General features: G+C 57.9%; 14 protein-coding genes and 1 pseudogene. 9 read left to right on the forward strand and 6 right to left on the reverse strand.

What is annotated here, in order from left to right; all coding sequences use genetic code 11:
• Nucleotides 1-34 precede the first annotated feature (34 nt).
• The 6 genes and pseudogenes from B8P98_RS15155 to B8P98_RS15180 all read left to right on the forward strand — a co-directional run bounded on the left by B8P98_RS15155 (nt 35) and on the right by B8P98_RS15180 (nt 6,405).
• The gene (locus tag B8P98_RS15155) at nt 35-949 is read left to right on the forward strand and encodes a LysR family transcriptional regulator (protein WP_080897145.1); all 915 of its coding nucleotides are present in this window, start codon (nt 35-37) and stop codon (nt 947-949) included.
• A gap of 134 nt (nt 950-1,083) precedes the next feature.
• The gene (locus B8P98_RS15160; RefSeq protein ID WP_025713028.1) at nt 1,084-1,515 is read left to right on the forward strand and encodes a MarR family winged helix-turn-helix transcriptional regulator; all 432 of its coding nucleotides are present in this window, start codon (nt 1,084-1,086) and stop codon (nt 1,513-1,515) included.
• A pseudogene (locus B8P98_RS15165) lies at nt 1,515-3,166 on the forward strand (efflux MFS transporter permease). The gene B8P98_RS15160 and the pseudogene B8P98_RS15165 overlap by 1 nt, the downstream one beginning before the upstream one ends.
• A 28-nt stretch (nt 3,167-3,194) precedes the next feature.
• Complete coding sequence (locus tag B8P98_RS15170) at nt 3,195-4,280, forward strand: HlyD family secretion protein (protein WP_025713026.1); 1,086 nt, start codon at nt 3,195-3,197, stop codon at nt 4,278-4,280.
• A complete protein-coding gene (locus tag B8P98_RS15175) occupies nt 4,277-5,647 on the forward strand; it encodes an efflux transporter outer membrane subunit (protein ID WP_095033172.1) in 1,371 nt (456 codons plus the stop codon). The genes B8P98_RS15170 and B8P98_RS15175 overlap by 4 nt, the downstream gene beginning before the upstream one ends.
• Nucleotides 5,648-5,745: 98 nt before the next feature.
• Nucleotides 5,746-6,405: an O-methyltransferase gene (locus tag B8P98_RS15180; protein ID WP_025713024.1), complete on the forward strand. Its 660-nt coding sequence runs from the start codon at nt 5,746-5,748 to the stop codon at nt 6,403-6,405.
• A gap of 99 nt (nt 6,406-6,504) precedes the next feature.
• Here the strand turns inward: B8P98_RS15180 and B8P98_RS15185 are convergent, their stop codons facing one another.
• From B8P98_RS15185 to hrpA, 3 genes are all read right to left on the reverse strand, one after another.
• Nucleotides 6,505-7,296: a hypothetical protein gene (locus tag B8P98_RS15185; RefSeq protein WP_080897149.1), complete on the reverse strand. Its 792-nt coding sequence runs from the start codon at nt 7,294-7,296 to the stop codon at nt 6,505-6,507.
• 124 nt (nt 7,297-7,420) lie between these two features.
• Nucleotides 7,421-8,098: a YidX family protein gene (locus tag B8P98_RS15190; protein ID WP_117140942.1), complete on the reverse strand. Its 678-nt coding sequence runs from the start codon at nt 8,096-8,098 to the stop codon at nt 7,421-7,423.
• A gap of 240 nt (nt 8,099-8,338) precedes the next feature.
• Nucleotides 8,339-12,184, reverse strand: a complete 3,846-nt coding sequence (hrpA, locus tag B8P98_RS15195) for an ATP-dependent RNA helicase HrpA (protein ID WP_243812697.1) — start codon at nt 12,182-12,184, stop codon at nt 8,339-8,341.
• A 261-nt stretch (nt 12,185-12,445) separates the two neighbouring features.
• Between hrpA and azoR the strand changes: the two genes are divergently transcribed.
• The 3 genes from azoR (at nt 12,446) to nadS (ending at nt 13,913) form a co-directional block, all read left to right on the forward strand.
• Complete coding sequence (azoR, locus tag B8P98_RS15200) at nt 12,446-13,051, forward strand: FMN-dependent NADH-azoreductase (protein ID WP_002902889.1); 606 nt, start codon at nt 12,446-12,448, stop codon at nt 13,049-13,051.
• 255 nt (nt 13,052-13,306) lie between these two features.
• Nucleotides 13,307-13,627, forward strand: coding sequence for a type II toxin-antitoxin system RelE/ParE family toxin (locus B8P98_RS15205; RefSeq protein ID WP_095033641.1), 321 nt, complete (start codon nt 13,307-13,309; stop codon nt 13,625-13,627).
• A 1-nt stretch (nt 13,628) separates the two neighbouring features.
• Complete coding sequence (nadS, locus tag B8P98_RS15210; RefSeq protein WP_025713684.1) at nt 13,629-13,913, forward strand: NadS family protein; 285 nt, start codon at nt 13,629-13,631, stop codon at nt 13,911-13,913.
• 32 nt (nt 13,914-13,945) lie between these two features.
• Here the strand turns inward: nadS and paaY are convergent, their stop codons facing one another.
• The 3 genes from paaY to paaK all read right to left on the reverse strand — a co-directional run bounded on the left by paaY (nt 13,946) and on the right by paaK (nt 16,886).
• Nucleotides 13,946-14,542 carry a phenylacetic acid degradation protein PaaY gene (gene paaY, locus B8P98_RS15215; RefSeq protein ID WP_025713683.1) on the reverse strand — a complete coding sequence of 199 codons (597 nt, stop codon included), beginning with the start codon at nt 14,540-14,542 and terminating at the stop codon, nt 13,946-13,948.
• A 9-nt stretch (nt 14,543-14,551) separates the two neighbouring features.
• Nucleotides 14,552-15,478 (reverse strand): phenylacetic acid degradation operon negative regulatory protein PaaX, encoded by a 927-nt coding sequence (gene paaX / locus B8P98_RS15220; RefSeq protein WP_025713682.1) that lies wholly within the window; start codon nt 15,476-15,478, stop codon nt 14,552-14,554.
• 91 nt (nt 15,479-15,569) lie between these two features.
• Nucleotides 15,570-16,886, reverse strand: a complete 1,317-nt coding sequence (paaK, locus tag B8P98_RS15225; protein ID WP_004148224.1) for a phenylacetate--CoA ligase PaaK — start codon at nt 16,884-16,886, stop codon at nt 15,570-15,572.
• Between the last annotated feature and the right edge of the window lie 16 nt (nt 16,887-16,902).

Below are 16,902 nucleotides of genomic sequence, written 5' to 3' on the forward strand. Positions count from 1 at the left end.
CTATTCCTAATGCGGTGTTAGCTGGAAATTAACAATGAAAACCTTGCCCGATCTGCAACAAATTGAAATATTAATGCTCATAGTGAAACATGGCAGTTTTCGCCAGGCCGCCAAAGCGTTAAACCTTTCTCCACCGGCGCTGACCGCCGCCATTAATCATCTGGAAGAAAAGTTAGGCGTGCGCCTGCTAAATCGCTCGACGCGCAGTTTGTCATTAACCGCTGTGGGTGAGGAATTTCTTAACAATATGATGCCAGTGGTTAATGATTATCGCCGGGTGGTTGATAGTCTGAATTATCATCGCCAAACGCCGGAAGGCGCGATTAAAATCAATTTACCGCGGATTGTTGTTGACCTCTTTTTTCACCGCTATTTTATTGCCTTTAAAAATCGCTGTCCCGACGTAACCCTCGAACTGTTTACCAGCGATCGGAAAGTCAATATTATTGAGTCTGGTTTTGATGCCGGCATTCGTTATTCTCAGGATGTGCCCAAAGATATGATTGCCATCCCCTTTGGCGAGAAACTGTCGCTGATCCCGGTGGCCAGCCCGGACTATATTCGCCAGGCCGGCAAACCCGACACCCCGCAGTCGTTGGTTAATTTCCGCTGCATTAACCGCTGTTTTCCCAGTGGTGAGAAGTACCGCTGGGAGTTTATTAGCCCCCACGGCGAGCTCAGCGAGATCGCGGTCGCAGGCGATCTGGTGGTCGATTCCGATAACGCAATGATCCAGGCGGCGGAGAGCGGATTAGGCATCGCCTTCGTCTACCAGTCGCTGGTGACGCAGCAGCTCAGCGCTGGCTCGCTGGTTCAGCTGCTGGCGGACTACCGCTACCCGGCGGATCATTTCTGCCTCTACTATCCAAGCCGCAAACATATTCCCGCTCCCCTGCGGGCCTTTATCGCCTGGGTGATGGCGCAGAATAAGAACATCCTCCATGAGTAAAAGGTGTGAGGGGGAATCTCCTTCTCACCACAATAAACGCACATACCGTTAACCTCTTTTTATCCTTCACCTTGAATTCCGCCGGTCGTCAGGCATAAACTCGTTAGAGCTCTAACGATATTGACAGACGACCTATGGACAACCGACAGCTTAACTTCTCCCATCTTTTATATCTGACTGCCCACCACTGGCGGCTGGCGGTCAATCGCCGGCTGAAAGACCTCGGCCTGAGCCAGGCCAGCTGGGTGGCGGTCGCCGCCATTGCCCGCCAGCCGCAGCCGCTGTCGCAGAGCGAACTGGCGCAGGAGCTGGGCGTTGAGAGCCCGACCATTGTGCCGCTGATCAACCGCCTGGTCGCCCTCGGGCTGGTGGAGCGCGTCACCACCGCGCGTGATAAACGTAAGCGGCTGCTGGTCGCCACCGGCCAGGGAATGGCGCTGTATGAGCAGGTCAAAACGGTAGCAGACGATCTGCGTGAAGAGATCCTGACGGCGATTACCCCGCAGGAGCGGGAGCAAACTCAGCGGGTGCTGGAAAAACTGTTGCGCGAAGTGGAGAAGAAATAATGCCCCGTCGCCAGGATAACCCCTATGCTCCGCATGACTGGGCGCCGCATGAAAAACCGGCCCTGCTTGGCTCGCCCTCTACGCCGCTGCACAGTCCGCAGAAACGCCTCGCTTACGGCGTAGTCGGCCTGCTGGTGTGCCTCACCGGCGCGCTGGGCAATGCAGTGGTCACCGCCAACCTGCAGCTGCTGCAGGGCACCTTCGCCGCCTGGTCGACCGAGATCGCCTGGCTGCCGGCGGTGTACGTCATGACCAATGTCTCCATCAACCTGCTGCTGGTGAAATTTCGTCAGCAGTTCGGACTGCGCGCTTTCACCGAAGGCTTTCTGGTGCTCTATGTGCTGGTGACCTTTTCCACCTGTTCGTCAACGACCTCAGCTCGGCGATGATGGTGCGCGCCGCCCACGGCATGGTGGCCGCGGCGCTCAGCTCGCTGGGGATCTACTATCAGGTACAGGCCTGGCCCGCACGCCACCGCCTGAAAGGGCTAATCATCGGCATTACCGGCTCGTCGCTGGCCATTCCCCTGGCGCGCCTCTTTTCCACCGAGCTGCTGCAGATAGATGAATGGCGCGGACTCTACTTTTTTGAACTGGGACTGGCGCTGGTGTCGCTGGCCTGCGTCATCGCGCTGAAACTGCCGCCGAGCGATCGTAAAAAGGTCTTCGAGAAGAAGGATTTTATTACCTTCTTTCTGCTGGCGCCCGGCATGGCGCTGGTCTGCGCCGTGCTGTCGCTGGGGCGGCTGGAGTGGTGGTTCGAAGCACCGTGGATCGGCTGGGCGCTGGCGGCAGCGGTGGTGCTGATCGTCGCCGCCATTACTTTCGAGCATAACCGCAGCAATCCCCTGCTCAATACCAAATGGCTCTCCAGCGGCAGCATCGTGCGCCTCGGCCTGATTATGCTGCTGATCCGCATCGTGCTGGCGGAGCAGAACACCGGGGTCATCGGCTGGCTGCAGTACGTTGGTCTGCAAAACGAACAGATGACTAACCTCGCGTGGTCGATTTTCGCCGGTATTCTGTGCGGGATCGTTGCCAGCTGTCTGACGCTCAACCCGCAGAAGCTCTACTGGCCGACCGCCACCGCCCTGGCGCTGATCATGATAGCCTCGCTGCTCGACAGCCAGTCCAACGCCCTCACCCGTCCGGAACAATTAATGTTCAGCCAGTTTTTACTCGGCTTCGGCAGCGCCTTCTTTCTGGCCCCGGCGATGCTCGCCGGGATTGGCGGCGTGTTTGCCGACCCGCGCAACCTGGTCAGCTTCTCGGTGCTGTTCGGCATGAGCCAGAACATTGGCGGCCTGCTCGGCTCGGCGATCCTCGGCACCTTTCAGACCTGGCGGGAGAAATTCCATTCCAGCCAGCTGGCGGACCAGATAACCACCCTGAATCCGCTGATCGTCGAGCGGTTGCAGCAGTACAGCCAGATGTATCAGAGCCAGATTGGCGACAGTGCGCTGCTCAACGTTCAGGCCACCACCCTGCTGCAAAACGCCGCGACGCTGCAGGCCAATATTCTCGCCTGGAATGACACCTATCTGCTGACGGCGGCGATCTCCGCCGGGACATTAGTGTGGGTGTTCTGGCGCTTAATTCGCTTACGTCTGACCGCCCGTATCGCCTTAAAACGCGCCACCGGCAGCAAATAATTATCATCATTTCATCTCTGGAGTCGTTATGAGTCAGCAGGATGCGGCCAAACAACAGGCCAACACCCGGAACAACATTCGTGTGGTCTCCATTTTTACCGCCGCGGCGATAGGCCTCGTCGGCGTGCTGGTGATCCTCTACGCCTGGCAACTGCCGCCGTTCACCCGGCATAGCCAGTTCACTGACAACGCCTATGTGCGCGGCCAGACCACCTTTATCAGCCCCCAGGTCAACGGCTACATCACCGCCGTCAACGTCAAAGATTTCGCGATTGTTGAGCCGGGCGAGGTGCTGTTCCAGATAGACGACCGCATCTATAAGCAGCGGGTGCATCAGGCCCAGGCCACCCTGGCGATGAAGGAGGCGGCGCTGCGCAACAATCTGCAGCAACGCAAAAGCGCCGAGGCGACGATAGCGAAAAACGAAGCCGCGCTGCAAAACGCCCGCGCGCAGAATCAGAAAATCCAGGCCGATTTAAAACGGGTGCAGGAGTTAACTGCCGACGGTTCGTTGTCGATCCGCGAACGCGATTCAGCACGCGCCAGCGCAGCCCAGGGGGCGGCGGATATTGAGCAGGCGAAAGCGGCGCTGGAGATGTCGCGCCAGGACCGTGAATCGACCATCGTCAATCGCGATTCGCTGGAGGCCGACGTCGCCAGCGCCAAAGCGGCGCTTGAGCTGGCGCAGATCGACCTGCAAAACACGCAGATCATCGCCCCCACCGGCGGCCAGCTGGGGCAGATCTCAGTGCGTCTTGGCGCTTACGTCAGCGCCGGAACCCACCTGACCTCGCTGGTTCCGCCGCAGCACTGGGTGATCGCCAACCTGAAAGAGACCCAGCTGGCCGAGGTGCGTATCGGCCAGCCGGTCACCTTCACCGTCGACGCGCTCAACGGCGAGCGTTTCCACGGCAAGGTGCAGAGCATCTCCCCGGCGACCGGGGTGGAATTTAGCGCCATCTCTCCGGACAATGCCACCGGTAACTTCGTCAAGATCGCCCAGCGCATCCCGGTGCGCATTACGGTCAACGACGGGCAGAACAACAGCGAACGCCTGCGACCGGGGATGTCGGTGCAGGTAACCATTGATACCCGCGCGGAGAAACAGCCATGATCCGCCCGCTCACCCTTGCTGTCGTCCTGGCACTGGTCGGCTGCCAATCCGCCGACGTGCAGCGCGCGCAACCGACCCTGACCATTCCTGCCGCCTGGCGGGCCGACGTTGGCCCGGCGAGCCCGGTGGAAGGCGTATGGTGGCGCAATTTTCATGACAGCACGCTCAATCAGTATGTTGATCAGGCGCTGCGCTATAACAGCGATGTGCTGATCGCCCGTGAGCGAGTGAATGAGTATCAGGCGCGCGCTTACGCCGCCGACAGCAGTCTGTTTCCGTCACTGGACGCCAGCCTGACCGGCACCCGCGCCCGGGCGCAGTCCGCCGCCACCGGTCTGCCGATCCACAGCACACTGTATAAGGGCGGCCTGACCGCCAGCTATGATGTCGATATCTGGGGAGCGAACCGCAGCGCGGCCAGCGCCGCCGGGGCCAGCCTCGAGGCGCAGAAAGCCGCCGCCGCCGCGGCCAATTTGAGCGTCGCCAGCTCGGTGGCCGTTGGCTATGTCACGCTGCTGTCGCTGGATGAGCAGTTGCGGGTGACCCAGCAGACGCTGAAATCACGGGAAGACGCCTGGCGCCTGGCGAAACGCCAGTTTGAAACCGGATATACCTCGCGCCTTGAGCTGATGCAGGCAGATTCGGAGCTGCGCGCAACGCGCGCCCAGATCCCGCCGCTACAGCACCAGATAGCCCAGCAGGAAAATGCCCTCAGCGTGCTGCTCGGTGATAACCCCGGCGCGGTAAAACGCGGCGAATTTGCCCAGCTCACGCCGCTGAGGCTGCCGTCGCAGCTGCCGTCCACCTTACTCAACCGCCGCCCGGATATCGTACAGGCCCAGCGTCAGCTGGTGGCCGCCGATGCCACGCTGGCGTCATCGCAGGCGCAGCTGCTGCCTTCCCTCAACCTCACCGCCACCGGCAGCCTGCAGGATCGCACGCTGCCGGATCTGCTGGATAACCCGCTGCGGCTGTGGAGCGTGGGCGGCAGTATTCTGGCGCCGCTGCTAAACCGCCAGGCGTTAAATGCCCAGGTGGATGTTTCCATGGCGCAACGCAACCAGGCGCTCTACAGTTATGAGAAAGCAGTGCGCGGCGCGTTCAAAGAGGTCAATGACAGCCTGGATGCCATCAGTCGCTACAGCGAACAGTTAAACGAGCTTCAGGAACAAGAGACCGTTGCCCAGGAAACCTTACGTATTGCGCAAAACCGCTACCGCAACGGCTACTCTTCGTATCTGGAGGTGCTTGATGCCCAGCGAACGCTGTTCTCCACCCAGCTTAGCGTGGTGCAGGTGAAAAATAACCTGTTGCTGGCGCAGATCGATCTGTATCGGGCGCTGGGAGGCGGCTGGTTGAACGCGTGACGCACGCGAAACCTCAACCAGGGAGAGAGCGGAAACCCATATTCAGGCCGGGACAGCCTCGCGCCACCCGGCCACCACTACCACCAGGGAGTCAACCAATGCAACACCAGTGGTCTGCAGTCGATAATTTCATGATTTCTTCGCTTATTCCTGACGATGACGTACTGAGTCAGGTACTGGAAAACAACAAACGCGCCGGGCTACCTGAACACGATGTTGCGGCCAATCAGGGGCAACTTCTGGCGCTGTTGGTGCGTATAACGCAGGCGCAGCGGATCCTGGAGATTGGTACCCTCGGCGCCTATAGCACCATCTGGATGGCGCGCGCGCTGCCCGCCGACGGCAAATTGATCACCCTTGAGGCCGATCCCACCCATGCCGGGGTGGCGCGCCAGAATATCCGCCTCGCGGGGCTAAACGATCGTATTGAACTCATTGAAGGGCCAGCGCTGAACACGCTGGAAAATTTCGCGGATGTGCAGCCGTTCGACCTGATCTTTATTGATGCCGATAAACCAAATAATCCTCACTATCTGGAGTGGGCGCTGCACTATTCGCGCCCCGGAACGTTGATCGTGGGCGATAACGTGGTGCGCGATGGCGAAGTGATTAACGGGCAAAGCGAGGATGCGCGCGTGCAGGGCGTGCGCCGGTTTATCGAAATGATCGGGGATAACCCGCGGCTCACCGCCACCGCGCTGCAGACGGTGGGCATTAAGGGATGGGATGGGTTTACGCTGGCGCGGGTGAATGGATGAGCGCTGGGCGGCCTGACGCCCTCCCCCGACCCTCTCCCCCAGGGAGAGGGAGAACCCCCGCGCCGAGACGCGTCACCCGCGGCAGGTTACCGCGAACGATCATTGGGGATAATAGGTATAGCTATAATGCAGAGACTCTTCGCTTTTTCCGCCGTATCCTTCATGTTCACTATATTCTCCGCTACAGTTCCCCGCGGGATCCCAGCCTAAGCAGCGGGACTGGTATTTGGTACGATAAGTGGTGGTTCTATCCTCGGATAGCCAACGTCCTTTTTCATCCCAACGCAGCGTCGAGGTGGAATCCGAGTCGGAGATACCGCTTAAATGCCCTGCCACGTAGCGATAATTGACAGACAGCATAGCCATCAGGCCGCCATTGACCGTTTTACGCACCAGCTGGTGCCGCTCGTCATAGTGATAGGTGGTCGTGCTCAGGAGCTTTGATGATTGCTGGGTGGTGGACACATTTTCGGAGCGCACAATCCGTCCCAGATTATCGGTATAGAACTGCTCGCGCATGACCATTTTTCTGATATTCCCGTTCACATTTCGGGTCTGCCTGATATATTCCCGTACCCATCCTTTATCATTATGCCAGCGGACATTATCTCTGACTATCGTTGAGTCATTCGCGGTATTAAAGGTTTTTGCTCTCTCATAACTTACCAGCCGACGGCACTGGGAAAAACGCAGCGTGCCTGCGTCGTTATTTTGCTTACCGTCAATTTGCACGCTTTGCACATCGCCGTTCAAAGGAGAAAGATAAGTGAGAATAAAAAAATTGGCATCATTAATGGCACGCTGTGCTTCATCGCAGGGCGAAGAGTCAGAAAACGGTTTACATGCCGCGACAAGAACAATGGCGGGGAGTAGCATTAGCGGTTTATACATATCATCTCGTATTAAAAGGTGGTAAATAACGTCGCGGACGGGGGCGATGACAAATCACAGGATGTCTTGCCACCGCCGCAGTGACATCGTATTACACGGCGTATTCGGCTGTTCATCTGAATTATTATCGCCAGTCATAGATGGCAAGCGCGAGCAGTTGAAAAGGCGATGTGACAATATCAACAACAACGGCCACCGGATAAAGGACGCGGGCCGCTGACAGGCCATTCTTTTTATAGAAGGTCACCGGGTAGGGCTGTTCAAAATAGCGAATAGCGCGGTTGTCCGGGATTTTGCCTTTCTTCTGGATCGTACCCTGCAACGCGTTAACAGGCAGATAACAAGGCCCGGTATTCACCCCGTAGCCATAGCATTCGAAGCCATTTTTCGCGAGAACATCGCGCGTCGTTTCATCTATTATTCGCTGCCCATAGCGAAACCGGATATTACCTGAAAATTCGCTACGTGTTTTCCCCATCATAAAACTCTTCAGATCGGTGATCTTTAGCTCAGGCAAATAATTTTCTTTCAATAGATAAATTTTCGTAATTTTTTCCCCGCCGCGCTGTAGCGGGTAATCAAAGCGTTCACCAATAAATGCAACTGTGCTGTTTGCTTTCCCATCCTGGCTCAATGTGATCCCGACGAGGCTATCATTCGCATATACGTTAACTTGTGATTCCTGACCTCGGATATATTCCTTAAGACAAAGCGTGCTGCATCCTGTTATCCCTAAAATCATTACCACACAACATGTCACTTTAATGAATAATAAATATTTTTTATATATCGAGTTAGTCATCAACACTCCGTGTCCTGTTTGACTCTTTGCGAAAGGCTAAAAATACGCGAACAAAGCAGGTTACCCAAGCCACCTTCCCGATTTTCAGATTCCATTAATTCTATGACCGCGAGAAACCCTGCGGGTAACGTCAGGTACGGGGAATTGACCGCCAGGGCAGGCTTATTCGCGGCGGCGGGGAACTGTCTCCCTTCAGCAGACCCGGCAACACGGTGCCGCCGGGCCTGAGGAAGGATGTTACTACGGCGTAATCTGCTCCATCGCCTGCAGCACACGCTTGTCCGAGATAGGATACGGGGTGCCCAGCTGCTGGGCGAAGAAGCTCACCCGTAGCTCCTCGATCATCCAGCGGATCTCCCGGACATCGTCGTCCTCACGGCGGTTCGGCGGCAGCTTATTCAGCCACTGCTGCCACGCCTGCTGCACGCTCTCCACCTTCAGCATCTGCGCGCGATCGCGGTGCGGATCGATAGCCATCTTCTCGAGACGCTTTTCAATCGCCTGCAGATAGCGCAGCGTATCGCCAAGACGGCGGAAACCGTTGCCGGTGACAAAACCGCGATACACCAGACCCGCCATCTGCGCTTTGATATCCGACAGCCCCAGCGCCATGGTCATATCCACGCGGCCTTTCAGCCGTTTGTTGATATTGAACACCGCGGTGAGGATCTGCTCGACCTGTTTGGCGATCTCCACCACCGTGTCGTTGAGCTCGGCTCGCACTTTATCGTGCAATTGACTGAAGCCCTCTTCCGTCCACACCGGACCACCCGCCTCGTCGATAAGCTTATCCACGCCGCAGGAGATGCAGTCGTCAATCAGATCCAGCACTTTGCCGTACGGGTTAAAGTAGAGCCCAAGCTTGGCTTTGTTCGGCAGTTTCTCGTGCAGATACTTAATCGGCGACGGGATGTTGAGCAGCAGCAGGCGACGCAGACCGCGCCACATGGCCTGCTGCTGTTCCTGTGGATTATCAAACAGCTTGATGGCCACGCTGTCGCGCTCATCCACCAGCGCCGGCCAGGCTTTCACCTTATAGTTGCCGCGTTTCTGTTCGTAACTTTCCGCCAGCGTGCCAAAGCTCCAGATATGCAGCCCGCTCTGCTCAATGCCGTCATCGGCCACCGCCGACAGCGTCTCCTGAACTTTGCCCTTCAGCGCGTCTTTTAACGCCTGCAGCGAGCGCCCTTCCTGCAGCTTCTTGTTTTTATCATCCACCACCCGGAAAGTGATTTTCAGGTGATCGGGCACCTGATCCCACTGCCAGGCCTCGCGGTCGATGGTCACGCCGGTCATCTTACGCAGCTCGCGCTCCAGCGAATCGAGCAGCGGCAGCTCGAGCGGCGTCGCCCGTCCGAGAAACGCTTCCGCATAGTTGGGAGCCGGGACGAAATTGCGCCGCACCGGCTTCGGCAGCGATTTTATCAGCGCGATGATCAGCTCGCGACGCAGGCCAGGGATCTGCCATTCAAAGCCGGCCTCTTCCACCTGGTTGAGCAGCGGCAGCGGAATATGCACCGTCACCCCGTCGGCATCAGCGCCTGGTTCAAACTGGTAGCTAAGCCGCAGCTTGAGGTTGCCCTGATGCCAGAAGTTCGGATAGTCCAGCTTGCTGACCTGCTCCGCCCCTTCCTTGATCAGCATACTTTTCTCAAAGTTGAGCAGATCCGGGGTTTCGCGGCTGGCCTGCTTCCACCAGGCATCAAAATGACGGGCGGAGATGACGTCGTGACTGATGCGCTGGTCGTAGAACTCGAACATTGTCTCGTCATCCACCAGGATATCGCGACGGCGCGATTTATGCTCCAGCTCTTCGATTTCCGCCCGCAGCTTCAGGTTTTCGCGGAAGAAAGCGTGACGTGTCTGCCAGTCACCCTCCACCAGCGCGTGGCGGATAAACAGCTCCCGACACAGCGCGGGGTCGATCTGGCTGTAGTTGACCTTGCGTGCGCCAACGATCGGCAGGCCGTAGACGGTGACCTTTTCCGTCGCCATCACCGCACCCTGCGCCCGCTCCCAGTGCGGTTCACTGTACGAGCGCTTGATCAGGTGCTGCGCTACCGGCTCCACCCACTCCGGCTCAATGCGGGCGGCGATGCGCCCCCACAGCCGGCTGGTCTCCACCAGCTCGGCCACCATCGTCCACTTCGGCGGCTTTTTAAACAGGCCGGAGCCCGGAAAAATGGAGAAGCGGGCGTTGCGCGCGCCGGTAAACTCCTGCTTATCGGCATCCTTCATCCCGATGTGCGACAGCAAACCGGTCAGCAGCGCAGTATGGATCTCGCGGTATTCCGCCGGCTCGCTGTTGACTGGCAGGCCAAGCTCTTTCACCACCTGGCGCAGCTGGGTGTAGATATCCTGCCACTCGCGCACGCGCAGATAGTTAAGAAAATCGACCCGGCACTGGCGGCGAAACTGATTCGACGACAGCGCCTTCTGCTGCTCGCCAAGGTAGTTCCACAGATTGACGAAGGCGAGAAAATCGGACTCTTTATCGTGGAAGCGGCGGTGCTTCTCGTCAGAGGCCTGCTGCTTGTCCATCGGCCGCTCGCGCGGGTCCTGAATCGACAGCGCGGAGGTGATGATCATCGCTTCCCGCACGCAGCCGTGCTTCTGTGCCTCCAGCACCATGCGCGCCAGACGCGGGTCCACCGGCAGCTGGCTGAGCTGGCGGCCCATCGGCGTCAGCTTATAGGCGGTGGCCTGCTCATCGGTGGTGATGGCGCCCAACTCTTCCAGCAGACGCACGCCGTCCTGGATATTGCGCTTATCCGGCGCTTCAACAAACGGGAAGGCGGCGATATCGCCTAAGCCCAGGGCGGTCATCTGCAGAATGACCGACGCCAGGTTGGTACGCAGTATTTCCGGGTCGGTAAACTCCGGGCGCGACAGGAAATCGTCTTCCGAATAAAGACGAATACAGATCCCTTCCGAGACGCGGCCGCAGCGGCCCTTACGCTGGTTGGCGGACGCCTGGGAAACCGGCTCGATCGGCAGGCGCTGCACCTTGGTGCGGTAGCTGTAGCGGCTGATACGCGCGGTACCGGGATCGATAACGTATTTAATCCCCGGTACGGTCAGCGAGGTTTCCGCCACGTTGGTCGCCAGCACGATGCGTCGGCCGCTGTGCGGCTGGAAGACGCGGTTCTGCTCGCTGTTGGACAGGCGGGCGTACAGCGGCAGCACTTCGGTATGGCGCAGATCCAGCTTATTCAGCGCATCAGCGGTATCGCGGATTTCCCGCTCCCCGCTCATAAAGATCAGAATATCGCCGGGCCCTTCGCGCCCCAGTTCGTCAACCGCATCAAAAATCGCCTGTAACTGATCGCGCTCGGTGTCGTCCGCCTCTTCCACTATCGGCCGGTAGCGGACTTCCACCGGGTAAGTTCGCCCGGAGACTTCGATAATGGGCGCATTATTGAAATGCTTTGAGAAGCGTTCCGGGTCGATGGTCGCCGAAGTAATGATGATTTTCAGGTCCGGGCGACGCGGCAGGAGCTCTTTCAGATAGCCGAGCAGAAAATCGATGTTCAGGCTGCGCTCGTGCGCTTCATCGATAATGATGGTGTCGTACTGCATCAGCAGGCGATCCTGCTGGATCTCGGCCAGCAGGATACCGTCGGTCATCAGCTTGACCATAGTGTTGTCGCTGACGTGATCGCTAAAGCGGACTTTATAGCCGATACAGCCGCCCGGCTCCGTTTGCAGCTCTTCGGCAATGCGGTTGGCGACGGTTCGCGCCGCCAGGCGACGCGGCTGGGTATGACCGATCAGCCCTTTCAGCCCGCGCCCCAGCTCCATGCAGATTTTAGGCAACTGGGTGGTTTTGCCCGAACCGGTCTCCCCGGCGACGATCACCACCTGGTGGTCACGCACCGCCTCGAGAATTTCTTGTTTTTTCTGGCTAACCGGCAGGTTTTCCGGATAGGTAATCGCCGGGCGCGCCGCTTCGCGCAGCAGGACTTTACCGGCTGCCTGGCTTATCTCCTGCGCCATCTCCTGCAGAATGGCCTGTTGCGATTCAGGATTTTTAACCTTCTTCACACCGTGCAGACGGCGGGCAAAGCGCGTCTTATCGCGCAGCATCAGGCCGTCGAGCTGTTGATAAAGCTGGGAGAAGGTGATTTTTTGTTGTTCTGTCATAGCGTTATCGGGCAGAGCTCTGCCGGTAAAATCTCTTTTGAAGTATTGCCTTAGAGTACCACATCTGTGTCATCCGCGCCTTGTTCAAAAAATCTGAACATAGGATTCGATATATTGCGCTATCTCTGTGGCGCGATTGTGAATACAGTGTCAACAAGCACCAGGGCATTGACCCGTCAATCACATTAATAAAAGGAAACACCCATGAGCAAAGTATTAGTTCTGAAATCCAGTATTCTGGCAGGGTACTCACAATCTGGTCAGCTTTCCGACTATTTTGTTGAACAATGGCAGGAAAAACACCCGGGCGACGAGATCACCGTGCGTGACCTGGCCGCTAATCCAATCCCGGTTCTGGATGGCGAACTGGTTGGCGCCCTGCGTCCGAGCGACGCGCCGCTGACTCCGCGTCAGCAGGAAGCGCTGGCCCTTTCCGACGAGCTGATCGCCGAGCTGAAAGGCAACGATGTGATTGTTATCGCTGCGCCGATGTACAACTTCAACATCCCGACACAGCTGAAAAACTATTTTGACCTGGTGGCTCGCGCCGGCGTCACCTTCCGCTACACCGAAAAAGGGCCGGAAGGTCTGGTGACCGGTAAACGTGCGGTCGTCGTTACCAGCCGCGGCGGTATCCATAAAGATACCCCGACCGACCTGGTCACTCCGTACCTGTCCACCTTCCTCGGCTTCATCGGCATCACCGACGTGAACTTCGTGTTCGCCGAAGGTATCGCTTACGGCCCGGAAGTGGCGGCCAAAGCGCAGTCTGACGCGAAAGCGGCCATCGACAGCGTGGTTGCAGCCTAAGATTTCCACTCCCACCGCCCGGTGGGAGTATTTTTTCCCCCACGCCCGTTTCCCTTTTACGAGCCGCCTCGTAAATTCACGCATCAATCCAACGCCTTAAGCATCCAGCCTGTACCATCGCCGTCGCCGCGCGAATCTGGCTCACTCCCGCTCGCTGATGGCAACCGTTGTCATGGTCAAAAACAGGAGTGCGTACTATGTACACTCAATGGTGTACATGGTACCTTAGCAAGGAGTGTTTTCGTATGTCATGCCATTGAATTTATCGAAACGTCGCTATTTACCCGCCAGATAAAACAGCTGGCCAGCGATGAAGAGCTGAGGGCACTGCAGAGGCTACTCATAGGCAACCCGGATTTTGGCGATCTTATCCAGGATACCGGCGGGTTACGGAAAATAAGAATGGCGACAGGCTCACAGGGGAAAAGCGGCGGCGTGCGGGTGATATATTTTCTGGCAACCTGCGAGATCATCTATCTGGTCTTAGCCTACTCTAAGCACACCAAAGAGAGCCTGAGCGCAGCGGAAAAAAACGAACTCCGGAAACTGACCCGGCGACTAAAAAATGAGGTTTGAAATGGGTTACTTTGACGAGCTTAAAGCGTCTCTGGAAGAAGCTATTGAGATCAAAGACGGCAATAAGGCCCCAGCCCGGACGACGCGCTATGAAGTTGCTGATGTGAAAGCCATCCGCGCGCAGCTTAATGTTTCACAGGCGGAAATGGCAAAAGCGCTGGGTACCAGCGTGGATACCATCAAAAGCTGGGAGTCCAGGCGGCGCAACCCTACGGGCCTGGCAGCAAAAGTACTGGCGGTTATCCAGGCCAACCCGGCGTTCTTTCGCGAACTGGCTGAGCACTAATCCACTGAACCTCTCCGGGCTGCTCTGGGAAGTTAGCGCGGCGATTTCGGCCGCAGGTTGTCATCAAACTCCAGCCGCTTACGCCCCTCTTCCACTTCCCGCAAAGGCTCCACCTGGTGCAGCGTCTGCTTACAGCGTTCCACCAGCGCCTGGTATTCACGGGTACCCTGTTTTTTCCACGCCAGCTCCTGTTCGCTCAGGGTGCGAATCGCTTTGGCCGGGCTGCCGATAATCAGATGGTTGGCGGGCATTTCGGCGTTGGCTTTGACAAAGGCCGAAGCGCCGACAATGCTGTTTTCGCCAATGACCGCCCCGTCGATAATCACCGCGCTCATCCCCACCAGCGCGTTGCGGCCAATCACGCAGCCGTGCAGGATGGCGCCGTGGCCGATGTGGCCCTCCTCTTCCACCACCGTATCCTGGCCGGGGAAGCCGTGCATGACGCAGTTATCCTGAATATTGGCGCCGTCTTTTACCACGATGCGGCCAAAGTCGCCGCGCAGGCTGGCGTTGGGCCCGACGTAGACCCCTCTGCCGAGGATCACGTCGCCAATCAATACCGCGGTTGGGTGGACGTAGCTCTCCTCCGGCACCACCGGCGTCAATCCATCAATCTGATAAATCGGCATGCAACCTCCTTATGCGCCCGGCAAACCGCCAAAGCGCTGATAATAGAGCGGGCCCGGCGCCGGAAGCTCGCCCACCGAGCTTTCCCCTTTCTCGCTAACGAACGCCAGCGCGCCGGAACTAACACGTTGATAAATATTGATACACAGCTGACGGGCGCTCTGCCCGGCCCAGTGCGCGGGCAGGAGCTCCTCCGGCAGCAGCGGATCTTTGAGCACCACCCGGCGATAGAAATGGATCAGCAGCAGCTGGATGTGGAAGCAGCGCGCCGGCGTCAGCTCTGACGGTTCGCTGTCGCGTAGCAGCGGCAGTAACGGTCGGAACAAGGCGATAAACGCCTCGTACATCTCGTTTTGTTCGGTGAGGTGCCAGCACTCCTCCACCCGGCTGCGCAGCGCTGCCCTGGAGAGCGCCAGCGGCGAATGGGCTTCAAAACAGATGACGTTTTCGGCGACGCCCGCCTCGTGGAGCAGCGACTGGACATCCGCCAGCTTTTGCGACGGCGAGGCTAACAGGCTGGGCGCCAGTGCGCCAAAACCCTGCCACAGCAGCTGCTTTTTGACGTCGGTAAGCACATTTTTTTCTAACCCTTCCGAGAGCAGCAGCAGCCAGGTGCCGTCCCATTCCGGTGCGCTGGCGCGATAGATCTTGTGTTCCGCGCGCCGGGTCAGACGTAGCCCTTTATCGCTCAGGCGATAGAAGCTGCGCCGGCCGATGCGCACCACATCAAGCCACTCTTCTTTATTGAGGCGAAACAGCGCGGTGCGCACAAAGCGCTCGCCGAAGCCTAATCCTTCCAGCAGCGCCGCGACGCTGCCCAGCCACACTTCCCCACCGCGTTGTAATAAGGCGTCGCCATACAGCGAGGCAATTAATGACGTGCCGCTGATCGGCATCGCCGTCACCGCTTGTTGAATAAAGGCGTCGAGTTTACTCATCTGATTCATTCTGTTGTTATATTTTTCCTTTATGAATCATAGCACAGGAAATTCCCCGGCTGACGGCGTCAGACCTTAGCCGGGGAGAGATTTAACCGCTAACCACCGCTTTACGCAGGTCGAATACCCGACAGGCTTTTCCTTCAGAGCGGGGAATGCTGCCGCAGTTGACGATAGTAATATCGGTAGAGATCCCGACCATTGACTTAATGCGGTGACGCAGCTGATGGCAAATCTGGCAGCGTTGTTCGTGGCTCAGCGCCAGCCCGCTCTCTTTCAGCTCAACGCGCACCGCCAGCGAATCAAGATGACCGCGGCGATTCACCTCCAGCTGATAGTGCGGCGCCAGGTGTTCAAACTTGAGGATCTCCTCTTCCAGCTGCGAGGGGAAGACGTTAACTCCGCGGATAATCAGCATATCGTCGCTGCGTCCACTGATGCGATCCATGCGGCGCATGGTCCGCGCGGTGCCCGGCAGCAGGCGCGTCAGGTCGCGGGTACGATAGCGGATCACCGGCAGCGCTTCTTTGGTCAAGGTGGTAAACAGCAGTTCGCCATGCTCGCCATCTTCCAGCGGCGTACCGTCGTCCGGGTTGACGATTTCCGGGAAGAAGTGGTCTTCCCAGATGGTCGGGCCGTCAACGGTTTCCAGACACTCCATCGCTACGCCCGGCCCCATGACTTCCGACAAACCGTAAATATCCAGGGCGGTGATCCCCAGGCGGCGCTCGATTTCCGCGCGCATCGCCAGCGTCCACGGCTCGGCGCCAAACACGCCGACCCGCAATGAACAGCCGCGGGCATCGCCGCCCATCTGGCGTTCCAGCTCTTCAATCAGATTCAGACAGTAGGACGGCGTCACCATGATCATATCCGGCTGAAAATCGCGGATCAGCTGCGCCTGTTTCTCGGTCTGACCGCCGGACATCGGGATCACCGTCGCTCCTAAACGCTCCGCGCCGTAGTGCGCGCCAAGGCCGCCGGTAAACAGGCCGTAGCCGTAGGCGACGTGAATTTTATCTTTTGCTGAACCACCGGCCGCGCGCAGCGAACGGGCGACAATATTGGCCCAGTTATCAATATCGTTTTGCGTATAACCCACCACCGTCGGTTTGCCGGTGGTGCCGGATGAGGCGTGAATGCGCACCACCTGCTCCATCGGCACCGCGAAGGTATCGAAGGGATAGTTGTCGCGCAGATCTTGTTTGGTGGTACAGGGGAATTTTTGCAGATCGTTTAATTCCCGGAAGTCGTCAGGGTGCACGCCGGCGGCGTCGAATTTGCGGCGATACATCGGCACATTTTCATACGCATGCTTCAGCGTCCATTTCAGGCGCTGGGTTTGCAGGGCCTGCAGTTCGTCACGCGATGCGGTTTCAATCGGATCTAATTTTGTAGTAGTTATCATTGTAGGGTACTCGCAG

It is taken from the genome of Klebsiella quasivariicola (assembly GCF_002269255.1).
Classification (GTDB): domain Bacteria; phylum Pseudomonadota; class Gammaproteobacteria; order Enterobacterales; family Enterobacteriaceae; genus Klebsiella; species Klebsiella quasivariicola.